Annotated in this window: 13 protein-coding genes and 1 pseudogene; 6 read left to right on the forward strand and 8 right to left on the reverse strand. The window is 39.7% G+C overall.

Annotation, left to right across the window (positions count from 1 at the left end):
* Positions 1-10: 10 nt before the first annotated feature.
* The 3 genes from H7U17_RS15210 to H7U17_RS15220 all read right to left on the reverse strand — a co-directional run bounded on the left by H7U17_RS15210 (position 11) and on the right by H7U17_RS15220 (position 5,237).
* Positions 11-1,342 (reverse strand): hypothetical protein, encoded by a 1,332-nt coding sequence (locus H7U17_RS15210; RefSeq protein ID WP_186757603.1) that lies wholly within the window; start codon positions 1,340-1,342, stop codon positions 11-13.
* Positions 1,343-1,372: 30 nt separating this feature from the next.
* A complete protein-coding gene (locus H7U17_RS15215; RefSeq protein WP_186757604.1) occupies positions 1,373-3,808 on the reverse strand; it encodes a TonB-dependent receptor in 2,436 nt (811 codons plus the stop codon).
* 748 nt (positions 3,809-4,556) lie between these two features.
* Entirely contained in the window at positions 4,557-5,237 is a 681-nt protein-coding gene (locus H7U17_RS15220) for a DUF2461 domain-containing protein (protein WP_186757605.1), read from the reverse strand.
* Positions 5,238-5,931: 694 nt separating this feature from the next.
* On the opposite strand from H7U17_RS15220, the gene H7U17_RS15225 reads away from it, so the two are divergent.
* The 4 genes from H7U17_RS15225 to H7U17_RS15240 all read left to right on the forward strand — a co-directional run bounded on the left by H7U17_RS15225 (position 5,932) and on the right by H7U17_RS15240 (position 12,838).
* Complete coding sequence (locus tag H7U17_RS15225; RefSeq protein ID WP_186757606.1) at positions 5,932-7,287, forward strand: NarK family nitrate/nitrite MFS transporter; 1,356 nt, start codon at positions 5,932-5,934, stop codon at positions 7,285-7,287.
* An 18-nt stretch (positions 7,288-7,305) separates the two neighbouring features.
* The gene (locus H7U17_RS15230) at positions 7,306-10,827 is read left to right on the forward strand and encodes a nitrate reductase (protein ID WP_186757607.1); all 3,522 of its coding nucleotides are present in this window, start codon (positions 7,306-7,308) and stop codon (positions 10,825-10,827) included.
* A gap of 173 nt (positions 10,828-11,000) precedes the next feature.
* Positions 11,001-12,431 (forward strand): rubredoxin, encoded by a 1,431-nt coding sequence (locus tag H7U17_RS15235; RefSeq protein WP_186757608.1) that lies wholly within the window; start codon positions 11,001-11,003, stop codon positions 12,429-12,431.
* An 11-nt stretch (positions 12,432-12,442) separates the two neighbouring features.
* Entirely contained in the window at positions 12,443-12,838 is a 396-nt protein-coding gene (locus H7U17_RS15240; protein WP_186757609.1) for a DUF7009 family protein, read from the forward strand.
* 78 nt (positions 12,839-12,916) lie between these two features.
* On the opposite strand, the gene H7U17_RS15245 is transcribed toward H7U17_RS15240, so the two are convergent.
* The 3 genes from H7U17_RS15245 to H7U17_RS15255 all read right to left on the reverse strand — a co-directional run bounded on the left by H7U17_RS15245 (position 12,917) and on the right by H7U17_RS15255 (position 15,088).
* Positions 12,917-13,576: an ROK family protein gene (locus H7U17_RS15245; RefSeq protein WP_186757610.1), complete on the reverse strand. Its 660-nt coding sequence runs from the start codon at positions 13,574-13,576 to the stop codon at positions 12,917-12,919.
* A gap of 175 nt (positions 13,577-13,751) precedes the next feature.
* Positions 13,752-14,414, reverse strand: coding sequence for a GIN domain-containing protein (locus tag H7U17_RS15250; protein ID WP_186757611.1), 663 nt, complete (start codon positions 14,412-14,414; stop codon positions 13,752-13,754).
* Positions 14,415-14,824: 410 nt separating this feature from the next.
* Complete coding sequence (locus H7U17_RS15255; RefSeq protein ID WP_186757612.1) at positions 14,825-15,088, reverse strand: hypothetical protein; 264 nt, start codon at positions 15,086-15,088, stop codon at positions 14,825-14,827.
* Between the two features lie 274 nt (positions 15,089-15,362).
* Here H7U17_RS15255 and H7U17_RS15260 point away from each other — a divergent pair, with 274 nt between their 5' ends.
* Both H7U17_RS15260 and H7U17_RS15265 read left to right on the forward strand, forming a co-directional pair.
* Positions 15,363-15,650, forward strand: coding sequence for a SelT/SelW/SelH family protein (locus tag H7U17_RS15260; RefSeq protein WP_186757613.1), 288 nt, complete (start codon positions 15,363-15,365; stop codon positions 15,648-15,650).
* Positions 15,638-16,360 (forward strand): annotated as a pseudogene (locus tag H7U17_RS15265) (peroxidase family protein); the annotation flags it as partial. The gene H7U17_RS15260 and the pseudogene H7U17_RS15265, both read left to right, overlap by 13 nt.
* Before the next feature lie 96 nt (positions 16,361-16,456).
* On the opposite strand, the gene H7U17_RS15270 reads toward H7U17_RS15265, so the two are convergent.
* Together H7U17_RS15270 and H7U17_RS15275 are read right to left on the reverse strand one after the other, a co-directional pair.
* Positions 16,457-17,809: a DUF1552 domain-containing protein gene (locus H7U17_RS15270; protein ID WP_186757614.1), complete on the reverse strand. Its 1,353-nt coding sequence runs from the start codon at positions 17,807-17,809 to the stop codon at positions 16,457-16,459.
* Between the two features lie 133 nt (positions 17,810-17,942).
* Entirely contained in the window at positions 17,943-21,554 is a 3,612-nt protein-coding gene (locus H7U17_RS15275; RefSeq protein ID WP_186757615.1) for a DUF1592 domain-containing protein, read from the reverse strand.
* Between the last annotated feature and the right edge of the window lie 187 nt (positions 21,555-21,741).

Below are 21,741 nucleotides of genomic sequence, written 5' to 3' on the forward strand. Positions count from 1 at the left end.
GAGCTTATTTCTAAAATACGCCTATAAAGTGGTTTCCTGGTTTATTGATCAATTTAGCACCTACAGATACTTCTCCAGTCTGGCTGTGAAGTACATAAACATTACCATCTTTACCCAAAGGAGCTACTGCTACCAAAAGGTCATCTCCACTAACAAGGAATCCTTGATATTGGTTAAACCTTACATCCGGATCATTTGGAATACCATCCACCAATGATGCAGTTTGTTGGTTTAGATCAATTCGAACTAGGTATCCCTGATTGTCATCTCCATAACGGATCACAGCATAGCCGATTCCATTATTCACATATTTCCAAGCATCCACATAAACATCTGTCAGACCAAGGGCCTCATCAAGACTGATGGAGAAATTATTGTCATATTCGTTATCAGGAGTAATTCTTAGGATATGAGAACCATTGGTATCTCTATTGGTAGCTTGGTAGATATATCCGTCTTCAGCAAGATGATTCACATTACTTCTATATCCAGAACAGTCACCATTCGCTTGAGTGGATGTAATGATTGTTGGGTTTTCCAAGGAGGGGTAATCCACCACTACAGTCTTAGTTCCCAATCTCTCCCAGTCGCTTTCCCTGTCTCCTGTAGCAGGATTATATTTACGCATCCAGGTACCAATCAATAATTTATCACCAGCTTGGTTGAGCACAGGGGCATCCAGTCTAAAAATGCAGTGGCCGGCCAACTCTTCCTCAGCGGTCAATGGCAACTCATAATCCTTATAATCCTCTATAAGGTTTTCCTGCAGGTTCAAGTCCAATACAGTAGCTGTTCCTCTATAGTATTGAAACGGTACAGTTTCATCGGTTGCATTGTTTGCAGCAATATTGGCTACATTTACGGCAATCCCATTCTTGTCACCGTTAAACAATTTACTCCATCTTGGAGCCGTTCCTGCATATTGGGAGATATTTACCGGTACATCTTCCTCTATATAGCTGCTGCCTCCACCTACTTTAAACCTGGAATATTCACCGCCATTTTCTCCTCCATAAGCGATATTGAACATGGTACCTCCATCCTCAGACACCTGTAGTCTGGCCGTACGATTAGACTTGACTGGAGTACCATTATCAAATACATCAATTTCCTTTTCAGGATTGACCGCATCCTCATAGCTTACCGCAAAAATCTTGGTCCCACCATTGCCATCACCAGGGTTATCTCCCATAAGAGCTCCTGCGATAGTCACCCAGCGATCCGCCTCTAACCCAGTATCTGGAGTTATATCATCCTCATTATTACAGCTGGCCATGGACAACACAGTCACCGCAAGTCCAAACTGAAGAATTCTTGATCTTAAACTGCTATAATTAAACATCTTATCGTTATATAATTGGTTAAAAATTTATTAGAAATTATTGATTGAATAATTGATTTTTAGATAGAATGCACGCCCTGGTTTTTGCACTGCAAAATTGTCGTAAACCTGCTTATCAAATATATTTCTACAGTCTGCACTGATCGAAAGCCGTTTATTCGGAAGGATGTAAGTAGCCCCAAAGTCGTGAACATACTGGCGTGGAGTCCTAAAGTCCTCTATTTCCAACCAAGTGGTGTAAAACCTCTCCACAAAACTGAAATAATGCGACAGTCGTAATGCGGATCCCTTTTGGAACAAATCTTTGAAATTATATTCAAGGGAGCTATTTACCGCAAAATATGGTTCGTTGGGAACTTGTTGGTGATATTTCTCATACACATTTCCATTAGGATCATATTTTGTATTAAATACCGAATTGAACTTGGAAAAATTTAAAGTGGCCAGCAAGGTCTTTTTATAAGTGTAGTTGGCCTGCCCCTCAAAACCGATAGCCTTGGTCCTTCCTAGGTTGACAAAGGGAGCTGTCTGCACGGCATCATTGATCCTATCATTGATCTCACGAGTGATTTTATCTCTAGTATCTCTGACAAAACCCGTAGCAGAAAAGGAAAACTCATGTTCATTACGCTCATAAGCCCCAAGCTTAAAACCAAGATTGAGATTATTGCTTATTTCAGGCCTAATACTGAGATTCTCTACAATATTTTCACCAGGACTACCAAAGATTTCTCCTTCGGAAGGCATCCTTACGGCCTTTTCCGCAGAGGCCAGTAACAGCAAGTTATTGGATAGCTTGAATGAATAAGCCATACCATAACCTTTGGTATTTCTTTTACTGGAAACCCGATCTTCTACACGCTCTCCTTCTTGCAATAAAGGATCCATCCTATCGATCCCCTGCACATAATATTTACCAAAGAGATTTCCCTTCAACCTATACTGGATAAGATTAAATTCATAACCTAGGGAAGTGATGTACTTTTGTAGATCCCTAGTACCAATAAACTCACGCTCCACTGCACTTCGCATCATATCTTGATCATACCTATCAATATTGAAATACGATTGGGATAGAATGAGCTTATGATGCTGATTGATATCATAATTGGCACTTGCCCGGAAAGTACTCACATTCCTATCGATATGGTTGATGGTAGGAGCTCCCTGCTGGGCACCTTCTGGTCGTAAAATAGGTTCACCATATTTCCCTAGGCTCCTTTCACCAAACCAATTATAATTCCACTTTACGGTATCAGTCACCACCTGCGCCCGCTTGCTGAAAGAGCCGTTGAATGAAAACTCCAATCCATCGGTAAATAAATCTTCCTTCAAATAATTAAGTCCAAAAACATTTGACTGAGAAGTAGTGTAGCGGCCTTCATAAGGGATGGACATATAAGTACCATGCTGTATTTCATTATAATCATCCGATCCTGTATAGCTGATAAAAAATTGATCTGCCCATTTCACATTCGTAAATCCAAGATCGATTTTTCCCCCTAAAGACCTATAGCTATCATTGAACCTTCTTGCACGTACATAATCATACCTCCCATTGGGTAAAATATTCCTGACAAATTTTCCCCAAACCTCATAGTCATTATCAGAATAGTTGTGAAAGGCAGAGATTTTTGCAGTAAGTCCAGTAGATTCATCCCTGTAAACTGCATTGAGGTTATTCTGGAAGGTATTAAAAGATCCATAAGAAACAGAAGCCGATACATTATTGACCGCTCCTTTTTTAAGGATGACATTGATAGCACCACCCAATGCATCATCAGCAAGTTGCGCAGGTATCACCCCCTTATAAATTTCAATGCGATCGATGAGAGCTGGAGGAATACTATTCAAACCGAAAGAAGGTCCATAGGTAGAGATCGGCAGACCATCTATAAAGATGCGAACAGAACCACCTGTCATGCCGTTAAGGTTATAATTCACCCTCGAGCCTAGCCCTCCATTCTGTCGGACACGGACCCCTGCTGTTCTATTAAGCAAATCGTTGGTTTGAACAGATTGTAAGGCAGCCTTTTCGGTTTCCACCACCTCCACAGCAAATCCCTTAGTTTCTATTTCAGTCTTTACCGACTGACCTTCTACTATGACACCATCCAAATCAGTAGTGGACTCGGCTAAGGAAAAGTCCAAATGAACAACCTCATCTCCCCGCTCCACAAACACCCTCTTTGAATGAGCCTGATAGCCCATACATGAAAGTTGAAGTTCAAGATTCCCTTCAGGAACATTAAGAATTTCATACGTTCCGTCTAGAGAGGAAATAGCAGTCAGAGGACTATCCATTATTCTTACAATCGCTCCGGGTACAGGCCGGGAATTTGCATCGAATATCCTTCCTTTTAATGTTGCTGCCTGAAGATCCTGACAGAAAGCAGAAAGCCCACATAAGATCAATAAAATCCCTATCCGATATTGAATATTCGATAAAAGTAAAGACTTTTCCATGTTATCTGTATTGATGCTAAACTTGATTCTAATGAAAATTCTTATCTCATTTTGCCCTTAAAAAAATCGGAGGCTCTTTTTAAACCTTTTGATCTTATTTAGACTTAATCTAATTGAACACAAAAGTATATCACAACGGTTTATCACGCAATATTTATTTAGATTTATTTTTAATAAAGTTAAAAATCATGCTCCAGATGCCTAGAACAGCTTCCTTGCAAATAAAAACCTCCTTTAAACAGCTATTTTAAATCACTCTTTCTCAAAAAACCTAAGTGCATTAAGTTCCTGATTTGAACTTATCCATCCTTGAATCACCATATGGACGGCGAAAAAAATTAAAACTCGGATAAATCTTGCTTATGATCAATCCGAAATAGGAATTTCTGATTATCCACTATGATGCCAGTAACCATAAATCCTTTGCTCAAGTGGTCGGAAAACTGAAGCAGCTGATACTTTAATCAAAAAAGTTGTTTCGATTCACTTTTAATCTTTACTGGTAAAATTGCGGATATACATTTAGGAATTAAGCAGATAACAAAAACTATATCTATATATCCTCAAAGACACCAGTAGTTTTTTCGTAATTAAGATATTCTTTCAGTGAGAACACAAAAGTCCAAAGAAACGATATTTTATTCCGTGCAAACCTGTCTTCCGCCAGGTAGATCTGTGGAATCTCCCGATAAATCCGGACAGGCTGTGAGAAATAAGTTTACTATTGTAATAACGGATAATCATAAAACTATAATATCCCCTCACCGCCATCAGCATCATCAACGGCTCTGGACAGAAACTCATTAAACCCCTTCATCTTCTTATAGTTATCACAACATACATTAACGAGATCATCCGACAGGGCTTCCTTATCCGTCAAAGGTTTGGAAACCACAAAGCTTTTCATCCTCAGAAAGTCTATAAAGGGATGGTCTGATGGATAATCCCTTGGTGAAGTCTTGAGTTTTTCCCCTCTTATTTCTCCAAATGTATCTTTGAAGGACTTCTCTTCAATAATCTCTTTTAATTCTGCTCCTGAATAATCAATTTCCTGTCTGATTTTCTTAAGCACATCTGAAGCAGGCATCCAAATCCCTCCTCCCAAAAAACACTCTCCAGGCTGTACATGCAAATAATATCCAGGCATTGGAGATTTCTTTCCTCCTGGAGAAAAATAGGCCCCCATATTATTTTTATAGGGATTCTTATTGGCACTGAATCTTATATCTCTGTTTTGTCTAAAAATACATTCCTTTGGCTTTAGGATAGCAAAGCGCGGATCCTCCTTACTTAGTTCTGTTAATATTTCTCTCACAGTACCTAAGAATCCCTCCTTTACTTCTAGATACCAATTTCTATTTGTATCCATCCACTCTTTGCTATTATTAGCTGCTAACTGTTCTAAAAACTTCAGTGTATCCTTTTTCATCCTAATGGGCTTTGATAGTTAAAAACCAGTATTTAAAGTTAAAGTTTATTTTGAGCACATTCATATAATTGATGTATCGATCAAACTTCAAGGCCAAATTTCCCCCTACTGTCAATACTTAATAATTTTACGCTTCACATTGCAAATACACTCAAAACCAAAATAGAGAGCTTAATTCATAGCCTCGTACCGGTCAAACTACGTAGAAAAATAAATTTTACGTAAATTTAATTACGTATTTTTACTTATTTTAAAATTAATCACTTACCTTAGCATCAGTAGTTTTCAGTAGCCTACTGAAAACCACACACTGCTCATCAGAAGAGGATCCGCTATTCAGTAAAAGGAATAAAAGCATTGGGATCCTCTCTGAAAAGCGCAATAGCTAATAGTCATAAGCTATAAACCTAAAACAAACCTGACCAAGCAGTCATATTGTCTTCAGGTATAAATACGTAATCAAGCATTAACCCAAAGGCAATAATTAATTGGTCTAATATGATGTGATTGACAGATCGGTTATACGGGAAAAGGTATAGGCCTTTCATCTAGACAAAATTTCCTAGAAGAAATGGCCGACCTTTTTATCAGATCAATCATTAAAACGAGTAAAGCAAATTTATTTCCCAAAACCAGGGACTTATAGCTAGCATATTCCAGAGGAAAAAACATTTACCATTAACGCACTATTGATATGAAAAAAGTAGCCACAAAAGCCACCTCCATCAAGTTGTTGGATTTTAAAACCCCACAGATGAGGGCCTTTCACCTTTCTTGGTTTGCCTTCTTCCTATGTTTTTTTGGTTGGTTTGGTATTGCCCCGCTGATGGCAATCGTCAGAGAAGAATTGGATCTCAGTAAAGCTCAGATAGGCAATATCATCATCGCCTCGGTAGCTATCACCGTCATTGCCCGATTGCTCATTGGATGGCTGGTTGATAAAATAGGACCGCGAATTACTTATACCTACCTATTGACCTTAGGCTCTATACCTGTTATGCTAATCGGTCTGAGCAATAGTTATGAATCTTTTCTATTGTTCCGATTAGCCATTGGAGTCATCGGATCTTCCTTTGTGATCACTCAATACCACACCTCTGTGATGTTTGCTCCGAATGTAGTGGGCACAGCCAATGCCACCTCAGCGGGTTGGGGTAATATGGGCGGTGGAGTTACCCAGATGGTAATGCCTATGATTTTCGCCCTATTTGTTTCATTAGGATTTTTGGATGCAGAGGCTTGGAGATACGCCATGATCGTACCAGGAATAGCCATGATCTTATGTGGTATAGCCTATTACAAATGGACCACTGACTTTCCAGAAGGAAATATTGCTGATTTAAGCAAAGCGGACCTGGATTACAAAAAGAACAAAAAAGCTGACGGAAAAGGAGCCTTTAAAGCAGCGGTATCCGACCACAGGGTATGGGCCTTATTCTTGATTTATGGTGCTTGCTTCGGTATAGAATTGACCATCAACAATATTGCAGCCATTTATTACCACGACCATTTTCAATTGGACATAAAAACCGCCGGATTGATTGCTGGCTTATTTGGTCTAATGAATCTATTTGCCCGTTCTGTAGGCGGTATGTTTGGGGACAAAGCAGGAATCAAGTGGGGATTGAAAGGACGTGTAGGACTGTTGGGCGTAGTGCTTTTAATAGAAGGGCTTGCCTTGATCCTCTTCGCCCAAATGACCATTCTTCCATTGGCCATAGGTACCATGATCCTATTCAGTCTCTTCGTACAAATGGCAGAGGGTGCTACCTTCTCTGTGGTGCCTTTTATCAATAAAAAAGCCATCGGTACCATTTCAGGCATCGTTGGAGCTGGCGGAAATGCTGGCGCCGTAATGGCTGGATTTCTTTTCAAAATGGAGGGCGTTTCCTATGGAGAAGCATTGACGGTATTGGGCATAGCTGTGGCGGCTATAAGTGCCAGTACATTACTGGTAAGGTTCTCTGCTGAAGATGAAAAAGTAGCTCAGTATGAATTAGAAAAATCTCTAGAGGAGAAACAATTACAACCTGAATACGCAAAAAGCTAAGACTTAAACCCCAGAGTGATGTCAACGACAAAAGCTGAAAGTTATAAAAGCACTTGTTCCTACTGTGGAGTTGGCTGTGGAATCATAGTTAACAAAGACAAAAAGGGGCGCGTTACAGTAGAAGGAGACCCTGAGCATCCAGTAAACCGGGGCATGCTCTGCTCAAAGGGCATGAACCTTCACTATGTAGTCGAGGATAAATCAGACCGACTGCTTTACCCACAGATGCGCTGGGGAAAATCCCACCCTTTGGAAAAAGTCGATTGGGACACTGCACTCAACAGGGCTGCGGCCGTATTCAAATCCATTATAAAAAAACATGGGCCAGACTCGGTAGCTTTTTATGTTTCCGGACAGTTCCTTACAGAAGAATACTACTTGGTCAACAAACTGACCAAAGCTTATCTTCAAACCAATAATATAGACACCAATTCGCGGCTATGCATGAGTTCAGCCGTAATGGGTTATATAAAAACCTTGGGAGAAGACAGTGTTCCCATCTCCTATGACGATATCGAATTAGCAGACTGTTTCCTAGTGGCTGGTGCCAATCCTGCTTGGTGCCACCCTATTCTATGGAGAAGAGTAGAAAAGCACAAGGAAGAAAACCCTGACACCAAAATAATTGTCGTTGACCCCAGAGTAACCCAAAGCTGCTCCTTGGCAGACTTGCATCTTCAAATAAGGCCTGGCACAGATGAAACGCTTTATTTGGCCATAGGACGTTGTATAATTGAACAGGGAGATATTGATCTGGAATTTATCAAACAACATACCGATGGTTTCGAGGCTTATAAAGAGTTGGTCATGCAAACCAGTCTTGAAGCAGCTGCTAAGACCTGCGATATCATCGTAAGTGATATAAAACTCGCTGCTTCCTATATTGGTAATGCCAAAGGTTTCCTTTCTCTTTGGGCAATGGGACTTAACCAAAGTGCCGAGGGAGTCAATAAAAACCTTGCCTTAATCGATCTTAACTTGATAACTGGAAATATTGGCAAACCAGGCTCTGGACCATTTAGCCTTACCGGTCAACCCAACGCAATGGGAGGAAGGGAAGTTGGGGGAATGGCCACGCTATTGGCTTCTCATCGTAATCTGCTCAATCCAGAACACCGCGAAGAAGTTGCTCAGTTCTGGAATGTAGAAAGTCTTCCGGACAAGCCCGGCAAAACCGCTACCCAAATATTTGAAGGCTTAGAAGATGGTTCGATTAAAGCCCTATGGGTAATTTGCACCAATCCTCTGGTCAGCATGCCCAATGCTACACAAGTAGAAGCTGCCATGAAAAAGGCAAAGTTTGTGGTAGTCCAAGATATCTCGAGCAAAGCAGAAGCTATCCCTTATGCAGACTTGGTACTTCCCGCTGCCGGCTGGGGAGAAAAAGAGGGGACCATGACCAATTCGGAAAGGAGGATCAGCTATCTCAACAAATTCAATGAAGCTCCTGGTGAAGCCCTCCCCGATGCAGAAATCCTCATTCGTTTTGCCAAAAAAATGAATTTCAATGGTTTTGATTTTCCAAACATGGGAGAGGTATATGCAGAATATTGCCAGCTGACCAAAGGTACTAATATCGACATATCCGCTTTGGATTATGAATACCTAAAAAGCAAAGGCACCGTACAGTGGCCTTTCAAAAACAAATATGAAGGAGGAACTCCACGGCTCTTTACTGACAAAAAATTCTTTACCCCTAATGGCAGGGCCCAAATACTGGCCCGTGGGCCAAAAAACGATACCGAAAAGCCAAACAAGGATTTCCCTTTAATCTTGACTACTGGAAGAATAAGGGACCAGTGGCACACCATGACCAGAACTGGAAAGGTATCTAAACTTAACAAGCATATTCCTACACCATTTTTGGAAATTCATCCAGAAGATGCACAAAATAGGGGAATTAAGGACGGGGAAACGGTCCTTATTTCAGGAAAAAGAGGAGAAGTAAGGGTTCATGCACAGGTAAGTGAAAAAATTAAAAAAGGGGTAGTATTCCTTCCAATGCACTGGGGGAAAATTCTAAAAAATGATTTTTCCAGGGCCAATAACCTGACAGGGAATGGTATCGACCCAGTATCCAAGCAACCAGACTTTAAATACTCGGCCGTTCAGGTAGAAAAATACATAAAACCCAAGCAGAAACTACTAATTGTAGGCGCTGGTGCTGCTGCTTACCGCTTCATCAACAGCTATAGGGAGTTTAATGAAATCGATGATATTCATGTATTTTCCAAGGAGAAATACCCTTTTTATAATAGGGTACTATTACCGGATTATGTTAACCGCCATAAAGCTTGGGAAGATTTGCTAAAGTTCAAATCCGAGGAGGAAATGAACAAGCTAAATATCAAACTCTATATAGAAAACGGGATTGAATCCATTGACCGTTCGAATAAAACGGTCACCGACGAAAAAGGCTTGGTCCATCATTATGATACTTTAATCCTAGCCACTGGAAGCCGCGCATTTGTTCCGGCCGATGTCCCTATGCACTTGCCTGGGATCTTTACCATGAGAAGCCGACAAAATGCTGACCAGCTTAAATCCTACCTCAACTATCAAGGACATGTCCTTATTGCTGGAGGGGGACTATTGGGACTTGAACTGGCAGCGGCACTACGAGAGATCAATATTGACGTTACCATTGTCCAATTGGGGTCGAGACTGATGGAACGCCAACTAGACCCTATGGCCAGCTCTCTACTTCGTGAAAAAATTGAAGAAATGGGCGTGCAGCTCTATATGAACAACCAAGTATCCCACCTGGATAGTAATGAGGCTGAAAAAAGTGTTACAGTAAGCTTAAAAAGTGGAAAAACCATTCATTGTAATGCAGTAGTTTATGCCATCGGTACCCGTCCCAATATGGAATTGGCCAAATCATCAGGACTGGATTGCGGAAGAGGTATAAAAGTAAATGATTACTTACAAACCAGCGACCCTTCCATCTTTGCCATGGGGGAAATTGCTGAACACCAAGGCAAATTAAATGGTATCACTGCAGCGGCTGAAATGCAGGCTGATGTAGCAGCAAGGTTTATCACAGGAGATTTGCTGAGCATATACAAGGGATCTATACCTATGAACATCCTTAAGTTTGCAGATCTAGACCTTTGTTCCGTTGGCATTCCTGAAATACCTGCTAATGCAGAGGGCTATGAAGAAATCTTATTGATCGATACTGCGCAGACCTATTATAAGAAATGTATTGTTTACCAGGATCGATTAGTCGGAGCCATCTTAATGGGCGATAAATCTGAATTCGCTGAATTCAAAAGTCTCATAGAAGAAAAAACAGAGCTTTCTAAAAAACGTCAAGAATTATTGCGTGGTAAATCCACCAAAGAAGAATTAATGGGAGAAATGGTCTGTTCCTGTGGCAATGTAGGCACCGGAAACATCAGCAAAGCCATAAAGTCAGGTTGTCACGAATTTAGACAGCTCTGTCAGCAAACTGGTGCTGGACTTGGCTGCGGCAGCTGTAAGCCTGAGGTTAAAAGCATCCTTGAAAAAGAATTGCCTGCACTAGTCAAAGTATGATGCTATCCACTCCTATAAGCTTATTAATTGGTCCTTTGAAAAACAAATCGATAAGCTTACTATCAGACTTAAATCAATATCAAATCTGATTTGGAAAATCATCAATAGGACAGCACAATTCAACATCCTTAACGATAAAACCATAACTTTACCACAGCAAAAGCTATAACAAAATGCAAAAAGCGGATTTAGTAAGGGTATTTGTAAAAGGTGGAATCATCTCCCCGGGTGATTTCCTAAAAACCATCAACACAGCCTATGAACTTGGCACTAAATATATTCATTTAGGCTCACGTCAGGACATCCTATTCCCCGTCAAAGACAAAAATCTTCAAAGCCTTGAGGATACTTTTAATGCCATCAATACGGCCTATGATACGGATGGTGAGGAATACCATAATATCGTTACTTCTTATACCGCCTTGGATGTGATGCCCACCACCCATTGGTTGGCTTCTCATACTTATCATTATATTCTGGATACCTTTGACTATCAGCCAAGGCTTAAAATAAATGTCACTGATCCAGTTCAAAGTTTAGTTCCGCTATTCACCGGAAATATTAATTTTGTGGCATCGCCTATTGATAATTACTGGTTTTTATACTTGAGATTTTCTGAAATTGATCCAAAACCTTGGTGCGCACCAGTCCTCATTTATGGATATGACTTGGCCAAAGTAGCCAAAGCTATTGAGCACTTAAACCCTGTAGAAAGCCATTTGAAATATACAGAAATCTTCCAAAAAGTAATTTCTGAAACCAGCCCCAATACAAGTCCAATAGAACAAGAGTTAGATTACCCTGAATCCAATTCACCCTATTACGAAGGCATGAACCGGATTGTAGGTGGAAAGTACTGGCTTGGACTGTACTGGAGGAACAACAAGTTCACCATCAATTTCCTTAAAGCCCTTTGTGAACTATGTATGGAAACCAATATTGGGAAAATTTGTATCACTCCATGGAAGTCCATTATCGTAAAAGGCATTGCAGAAAAAGATAGATTAAGTTGGGAAAAACTGCTGGGCAAATTTGGCATCAATATTCGTCACAGTTCTCTCGAACTCCATTGGCACTTGCCCGTGCTTGATGAAGAAGCTCTCAATATCAAGAATTACTTAGTGCGTGCCTTAGACAAACAGGACATCAGTACCTATGGCTTGAGTTTTTCGATAAAAACCAAACATATGGCCTTGTTTACTTCAGTAGCCATAGAAAAGGCAAAAAAAGAAAACCCCGATGAACCGGACACATTTAATATTCTGTACTCAAAGGACTTCAACCCTAACCTCTCAGAGTATTATTTCTATGCCAAAAATGTCCCAATAGACACCATCCCCCCTTTACTTATCGAATTGAGCTATAAATATTATGACCAGCTGGAAGAGAGAAAAAATCAAGATAACAATGAAACGGATTTAAATTCGGAACAAAAGCACCACAAAAAATACCAGTGTTCTAACTGCATGACCATTTACGATGAAAAATATGGAGATCCGGAATCAGATATTTTGCCCGGAACCTCATTTATGAAATTACCAACAAATTATTGCTGTTCTGTTTGTGAAAGTCCAAAATCTGCATTTAAATTGATTACAAAATAATCAAATAGATTATGAAACTTAGGATCAACAATAACTCCATCAGGCTTCGCCTAAACCAAACTGAAGTCAAAGAAATCGGTAAAGGCCATTCGGTCACAGAAAACCTATACTTAGGGAAAAATAATCTTAGCCTTGCATATAGTCTCATCCCAGATGAGAAGACCCCTTCTATTTCTGCCCATTTCTTTGATAATGAAATTAAAATTTATGTTCCTAAATCCCTTTCTGACAATTGGTCTAAATCTGATGAGGTCACCATGCGCTATATTCAGAATGAAGGAGATGAACATCAAAACTTGATTTTGATAGAAAAGGATTTCCAATGCCTGCACAAAAGACCTGATGAGGATGAAAGTGACAGTTTCCCCAACCCAAAATCTGAAGAAGATTACAAAAATTGCAATTGACCCAATTCTAGTGTCAGTTAAATATCTAGGTTGCCGATACCAAAAAGAAAGACTTCTAAAAACGTCTTTCTTTTTTTTTCAAAACTTAATATCCTCTTCCCAGAGCCTAAAACCTCCTTTGAAGGCATTTTTATTCGTTCCCAATCGACATCCCTCAGGCACCTTGGTGAGATGTTTGGAATTACCTCCGCCCAAAACGATTTCATCTGGCTGAAAAGCACTAAAGAAATATTTAACGCATTTATGCACGTGCTTTTCCCATTTTTTAATACCGTTTTTATAGAAATACGCTTTTCCCAAATAAGATTCAAAAGTACTTTTTTTATAGGGCAAATGAGCCGCTTCCATGGGGATCACGGTATTATTTACCACCATGGCAGTCCCCAAGCCTGTCCCTAAGCCCATAAAGAGCATCTTTTTCCCTTCATAACTTCCTACTGCTTGCATGGCTGCATCATTGATAATTTTTATTGGGCACCCGAAGGCTCCTTCAAAATCATAAGTTTCCCATCCTTGTCCAAGATTAATGGGCTCTGTCAAAATATTATTGTTTTTGACTATTCCAGGGAAGCCCATGGAAACTACATCATAATCCCAATTAGAGGCTTGTTCCTTAACCAAGGGTATCATTTCCTCAGGTGAAAAATCACTTCCTGAGGGAATCTTTATCCTTTCCTCTTGGCCAGTGGCTAAAATTTTAATATTTGATCCTCCGATATCAATTACAAGTATTTTCATAAAATCAAATATAACAAGTCCATTGAAAATATTTCCTAAAAATCACGTTTAGCTAAATTAGCCACATATATTTTTTATGCAAAGAAATAAACCAGCCATAAATCAAAAAACACATTGCCCCTTCTCAAAAAGGAACAATGTGTCTGGCACACTATAATTTTATCATTTACTCTTTCTAATTAGCATTATTAAGGTCCAGTGACCCTTCTACACTTTGACTGATCCCAGGGGTCCCTTTATAATCCACCCTTGCAGCACCTTCCACATCAATAGACAATTCCTCAGTACAATAAACTTCATAATCCCCTCTACCTGAAATCTCTATTATCGTTTCCTGGGTCAGTAAGCCAAAATTAGACACCTCAACACTTCCTTCTCCATACAATACTTGTCTATCTACCTCACCAGAAAGTTCCAAATGAAATTCTCCATAAGACGATATGACCAATTCTTCCAAATCAAGCATTCCTTCACTGCTTACTGTGCTCAAACCGTCCGTGCCCACTTTTCGGATATTTGGCAATGTGGCCACCACCAAAATACCTTTATTGCTTTCTAAGCAGCGAACGTTTCCATCTAAACCTATTCTTAGCTCACTATTATTCACCCTATACTCCAGCTCATTCATTAACTGGGCTTCGGCCATAACCTTTAGAGAAGCCTGTTCATCCTGTATAATCACCAGATCTATGGGGCCTACCAGCGAAATCTCATCAAAATCATCTACCTCTAATTCATACTCTCGCACATTACCGTCACCCCTGATACAAAGATGATCCTTCTCACAAGAGAAGAAAAGCACTGTCAATAGCAACAGCCAAATGATATTCGTTTTCATAATTCATTAATTTAGTTGTAAGGAAATGAAATCTAACTTTGGAAGTAGAACTTTGGTATCATTGACATTATCGATAGCAGACAGCTGATTTTGACCGAATTTAACCTGTCAACTTCCCCTAATAATAAATAGACACCTATTAAGCAGGTATACCCTATGACGTCTGGGATTTTTATTAGTGATTATTAAAAAATAATTTTATTTCGTCATTCACACCCAATGAATGATTTCTAGTACAAAGCTTTCATCTGATTTTGAATTAAAAAAAACAGCAAAGATTATTATAAGGTGCTGCTAGATTGGACCTAAAGCATAAAAACCAATTTACAAAAAATTCGCTAAAATTAGACCCTATCCTGAAACCAACCATCTTCATTATCAAAAAACTGGAACTTGAGTAGATAATCAAATTATTTCAAGTAAAAATACCCCGGTTCGGTCAATACTTCAAGAACTTCTGCTCCCAAAAACATAAACAATGAAGCTGCCCAACATCCAAAAAACATTATAAAATACATGTCCAAAGAAATATCCCCAAACAGCCTGAACACAAAGGGAACTAAAAAAACGATTATGGCTATTGCTCTTATCATTTTGGCAATGACACCTACCCACTTATGATGCCCTAAAACTGGAGCAACTTTTAAGCGCAATATATTTGGATCATTGATCATGGCTATTTGGGTTTTAGATCTAACATTACTCTACTAAAAAGAATTTTTCACTCCAAAAAAAACACCTTCCCTCACATATATTATTTACAAAATTTTCAGTACAAAACCTATTAAATAACAAAACAATTAACCGAATAACCTAAGCTATTTGACAATAAGTTTAATCAAATTATACACCGAGAGAAACCTCCTATATAAATTTCATCAAGGAAAATAGAGGGGTTAGAAAAAAATCAATTTTGCTCCTTAATTTTAAATAAACAATCTAATAGTCATGAACAATAAGGTAGAAATTAAATACTGTACCCAATGTCGATGGATGTTAAGAGCCACTTGGATGGCCCAAGAATTATTAAGCACATTTGATGGAGAAATCAAACACTTGACCTTGACACCAGGAACTGGGGGAATTTTTGAAGTTTGGGCGAATGACAAATTAGTTTGGTCAAGAAAAGCAAAAGGACGTTTCCCTGAAATAACCGAACTTAAGCAAGTTGTTCGTGACGAGATAGCTCCCGAAAAACACCTTGGTCATGCTGACAAAAAGGAAACTGGGAAGTAAATAATTCGGAGCAATTAGCAAAAGTATTAGCCACTTTAGAAAAAATCCAAGCAAGCTTTAATGCCAAATCCGGTACTAAAAAAGTTTCTTTGGCAGACCTCATTGTACTTGGAGGTGATGCTGCAATAGAAAAAGCAGCTGCCAATGCTGGACACCCCGTAAATATCCCATTCGCACCTGGCCGTATGGATGCTTTAGCAGAGCAAACAGATGTGGAGTCATTTGATATGCTTGAACCAATGGCCGATGGGTTCAGAAATTATTTAAAAACCCAGTATACAATTTCTACTGAAGAACTGTTGATAGAAAAAGCACAGCTACTCACCCTAACCGCTCCTGAGATGACTGTTTTGCTGGGAGGAATGCGCTCTCTAAATGCCAATTACGACAATTCGGATTATGGCACTTTCTCTAGCAAAAAGGACCAACTGAGCAATGACTTCTTTGTAAATCTATTGGACATGAGTACTGAATGGAAAGCAATAGATGATACCAAAGAGATTTTTGAAGGTAAAGACAGAAAAACTGGGGAGGTAAAATACAAAGCTACCCGTGCCGATCTTATCTTTGGTTCGAACGCTGAATTAAGGGCCTTGGCTGAGGTTTATGCAAGCAATGGCTAAAAGGAAAAATTCATCAAGGACTTTGCAGCGGCTTGGGACAAAGTCATGAAACTAGATCGATTTGACCTTAAATATCCCCAAGACTAAATAGCAATTAGAGAAAAGTAAAAATTAATTCAGCCGCATAAAAGAAAAAGCCATCTGTATGAACGGATGGCTTTTTTATTGAAAATATTTTCATATTTATCCCAAAATATCTGTTTCCAATTTCCCTGTACTATCAGAAAAGTTTTCCACTGGAATCCCCATGGTATGCAACATGCTGACGAACAAATTGGACATTGGGCTATGCTCATCAAATTTGGTATAAGTTCCATGCTTCACGCCCATACTTTTTCCTCCAGCCAAAACCAAAGGATAATTGACCGCATCATGGGTACTACTACAGGCTGAACCATAAAGGACTAAAGTATTACTCAGCAACGAACCATACTCATCTTCTGTATTTTTCATTTTGTCCAAGAAATAAGAGAACTGCTTGGCTAGCCATTGGTCATAACTGCCCCATTCCACCCAGTGGTTCTTGGATTTATCATGACTGATCGCGTGGTGACCATTTTTAAAGCCTAATGCCAACTTAGGGAAGTTTTCACCAAATCCCATTCCATCCTCACGGGCCATCATATAGGTCATCACCCTTGTGATATCAGTTTGCATCCCCAAAACCATCAAGTCAAAAGAAGACCTAATATAGCTTTCTGGATCTACAGAAGCATTTGGATTTAAATCGATATGGTCCGCATTGAACTCTTTCATGGGGACATTAAGCCATTTTTCATTACGCTTTATCTGTTCCTCCACCTGATTCAAAGAACTCATGTATTCATCCAGTTTCAACTGATCATTTTTACCCAATCGCCTTTGCAGTTGCTTACTATCAGCCAGCACTAAATCAACAATCTTTTGTTCTTGCTGCAAGCTTTTCCTTCTTGCTTGACTGGTTGCACCTCCATCAGGAGCAAAGTATCTTTCGAAAATCTCCCTATGTCTATGCTCTGAAGGAATCGGTCTTCCATTTGGATCAAAAGAGAGTGTGGAAACCCTAGATTTATAACCTACACCGCCATCTGTAGACAGGGCCAAAGAAGGATACCTGGTATGCTTGGCAAGATGTTGTGCCGCCAGCTGATCTACAGATATATTATTTTTGTATTCGCTTCCTCTAAGATCTCCTCCGGTCAACCAAGTATCCCCTGCCAGGTGGCCGAGCAATCTACGACTTTTGGGATGACTTAATCCTCCCAAAATTGAAATCTCCTTTCGGTGTCTCTCCAGCGGGGAAAGCGTCTTGGTAAATCGATAGTCCTTTCCTTCACCAAGTGGAAACCAGTTCCAATGTTCATGATGATAATTGGTTACTGGAGGAAGACCAACACCGTTTGGAAAATAAACAAAGCAGAGTCTTTTTGGTGCCTCACTCATAGAGCCTACTTTATTCAAAGGAGTACTCATAGCCTCCATATAAGGAAGCATACAGCTTACACCTAAGCCTTTCAAAAATGTCCTTCGATCCAAATGCCAAGATTTCTTTCCCATGATTATTTCATCTTTATCATTAATTCCTTTTCAAATTTACCCGATCTAGGATTTATCCTTAAAAAACTAATAGACGTAGACCAAGTATTTAGTATCAATTAATTTGTAAATCTCTTTTACTGTTACTTTTAACTTAATGCTCTCCTCTAAAAGAAGGACTCAAAACGATATTTTCAATTACAGATTGGAATCGATAATCATCTGACCTTACTTCTCTCACGATTTCCTCTATTTCCCTTTCATCTACAAAAGTCACATCCCTGCCCAAGGCATAAGAAAATAAATGTTTTACCAGAGAACGGGTAAAGTCATCCTTTTTCATATTCAGAATATACGACTTTATTTCATCAATTCCATCAACCTGCTCTCCATTAGGAAGTTCAGCCTTTGTATCGATTTCTTTTTCCTTGGCAACAGTTTGGAATCTACCCACAGCATTATAGTTTTCAAATACTATTCCATAAGGGTCTATCTTTTTATGGCAATCCATACAAGCTGCCTTGTCCCTATGGACAAACAACTGTTCCTTCAAGGTCAATTCCTCAAAACCTGGAGTTTCAGGATCAAGCTCTGGAACATTTGGTGGCGGGGCCGGAGGCCTATCTCCCAAAATCTTGGTTTTTAACCATACAGCCCGCTTAATAGGATGGGCCTGGGATCCATCTGAATGCCCACTCAGGAAGGCACCTTGGGATAACAATCCTCCTCTGTGCATATCAGGCGTGATGGCTACTGGTCTAAAATGGCTCCCTTTTACCCCTTCAATGCCATAAAATTCTGCCAAATTTTGATTGAGCATGGCAAAATCTGATTCTATCATATTCATTATGCTCAGGTCTTGCTGTAAAACATAATGAATGAAATTATAGGTTTCTTCCGCCATATCCCTTTTTACAAAGCGGGTATAATCAGCATATTGGTTGACATTGGTGCTCATGGCTTCATGACGATCTACTCTCAACCATTCATTACTGAAAGACCGCACCATATTCCAAATTCTGTCATCCTTTACCATTCTTGCCACCTGCTTTTTCAAATATCGCTCTTTGTGAAGGTCTTCATCTTCAGCTAGCTCCAGCAGCTCATCATCAGGAGCAGAATCCCATAGGAAGTAAGCCAATCTTGAGGCCAGGTAGAACTCCTTCTCTTCCTCTTCAGTTTCTTTTTCTGGTTCTGCGAGGTAAATGAAGTTTGGAGAACACAATACTGCAACCAAAACTTCCTTGACCCCATCCTCATAACGTGGATAGTCACCCTTAATTCCTCTCCAGAACTCCATATAGGGTTCAACATCCGCATCTTCTATTGGTTTACGGTATGCCCGCTCCATAAATTTCTTGACTACTTCTTTGGTATAAGCCTCCTTGTCATCCTCCTTGGAAGAAGGGAAAAAGATTTCGGTATGGCTCTTTGGCGGCCAAACAGGATAATAAGGTGCTTCAAACTCCAATTCATTAATCAGTAATGGAGGGCCTGAGTCTTCATTATCTTTCACTAAGTAATCATTCCACAGTCCCAAAATCATGATATTGGCCAATATCTCGGTTTCGACCGTATCGATCATTGGAATCGGAAGGTTCTCCAGTCTGCCTTTGAAGGTCAAATGCTCAAAATCCCCAACTTTGGAACTTACAGTCTTGAATTCATCAAAGGTTTTATAATCCATACCGTCATCTGTTCGTGAACCAGCAAAGGTTCTAATGACTGGCACATCATTTTCATACTTCCTACGGCTTTTATCAGCTTCGGATTTTAACTGAACCGTTATTGGATGGTCTTCTGGAAACGGACTGATGGTTACATGACTGAATCCAGTAAAGAATTTCCCTCCTATAGCAAATTTATGCTTGCCTGCTTTAAGATATACCATGGTCAATGGTGTAACCATTTTGGCAAGATCCTTTTTGTCTTCCATGAAGTGGAAACGCTCTTCAAGCTTAAACTTATCCAATCTCATTTCCAAGGAAGGCATGCCATCCGCCCCAACATAAGGATGCTCAAAATCAATTTGATAATACCCATCTTTTGGCGCTTCGAATTCATAGGTTGCCCAACTTGGGTTGGTCAAATCTTGTGGTCTATAGAAATCACCATCCTTCACCAGGTTTTCAGATTTTAAAGACTTTGAAGCTTCCAAAACAATGGCCCCGGGTAGATGCTCAGCTGGTTCATCACTTCTTAAACTGATTAATCCCTCCTTTTGTATCTCCCACTGATATCCTCTCGAAGCTTTTACTCTCAATTCAAAATTCCCCTGCTCTGGAAAATGCTTTCTAAACAACAATTTCAAGTTTGGAGAAGGACCTTGCCAAGACTTTGGGGTAACTTCTTTATGTGGCAGCGCCGAATAAAGAATAATTCCTTCATCCACTACTTGATACCTATCGGCATGAGAGCCTCTCATGCCTACTCCTATATCCTTTTTAATGCGGTCCAACTCAGCCTTACTCGCACTATCTTTTCCTATTTTGGGTTGCCCCTTTTCATCTAGAATTTCTACAATAAAATCATTGGAATTGATCGGCGCACTTTGATAACCACCTATCATTCCTGCAGTCTTTCCTTTTCCAATACCTTTACCGAACTTAATCCTGTAGTGAATGCTTTCTGGCTTCTTTTCTGGAACAATGGCCTTATCAAGGGCTCCGCGTGCTATTTGCTTATAATACTCTATATGCAAAGGTGACACTTGAAGCACCTGCCCATTATTACTGAAGCCCATCTCTGACTTCGCATCATCTGGAAGGACTTCTCCGAATTTTACCGGTACATATAATAACTCTGATAATGTATTGCTGTACTGATCTTTGGTCAATCTTCTGATCACTGGCTGTTGTTCAGATTTTTTCTGTGCTACCGCTTGGTGGATAGACGCCGTAATCCAATCTACCAATACCCTTCTTTCTTCATCTGTAAGCTGATCTTCATCTTCTGGAGGCATCTCGCCACTATTCACCATGTTCAGCATGGCTCTCCAGGTTTCAGCATCATGCCCCTTTATCATATCAGGGTCAATATCATCCAAGCGAAGTCCGCCTTTTTTCTCATCCTCATTATGACAGCTTACACAATAATTCTGGGTAATAGGATCAATATCTTTTTCAAAGGCGTATTTTGACAGGGTCTCATCTACCTCGCTGCTTTCCATGGCCACCAAACCGTCCAAAGCAAACGGGTCGTCTCCCAGAAAAGCCCTTACCTCTTCCGGTAAATCTTCAGTCAGGTAATTGGAGCCATGAGTCAATGAACCTCCATAGTGGCCAGTTGCACTTAGGAACAATATATTTACCAATAATAAAAGCCTATATGACGAGAGCGTTTTTCCTTTTTCATCAATATCATAACGCAATGCCAATAGCCAAGTACTTATCAAGGCTGTACCTAAACCCAACCATTTATGCCAAACCATAACATCACTGCCATAGCCTCCACTCCCTGCTAACAATGCTCCCACAATTACAGTGGGGATGGAGGTGATTACGGCCAACCAAAGCAGTAAAGTACAAGCTGACTTCAAGCCCAATGATGGCGAAAAGTATTGTGCCAATTCCAATACGAAAAGTGCAATTAATACACCAATAGGTAAGTGCACTAATAACGGGTGTAACTTACCTAAAAACAACAGGGTCCAATGTGCTCCCTCTTCTCCAAACGGAATAAACACAAACGCAAGAAGCAACACGGAAAGTACACCTGCTCCTAATGTTATTTTTCTCGCATTTAAATTTTTAATGGTCTTCTCCATCAGTACGCTTTACTAAACTAATATTTTATAATGGGTGAATGATTTTACGATAAAATCATTCATTGTATTTGATCAGTCTCATTATTTTTTTTCCGAAAAACACCTATCTAAAAGCACCTCTCAAAAACAATAATATTTCAAAAACTAACTCGCCAACAAACACTTAGTTTATAATATTATTCATAAG

Origin of the sequence: Echinicola salinicaeni (assembly GCF_014280965.1) — a bacterium.
Taxonomy (GTDB): domain Bacteria; phylum Bacteroidota; class Bacteroidia; order Cytophagales; family Cyclobacteriaceae; genus Echinicola; species Echinicola salinicaeni.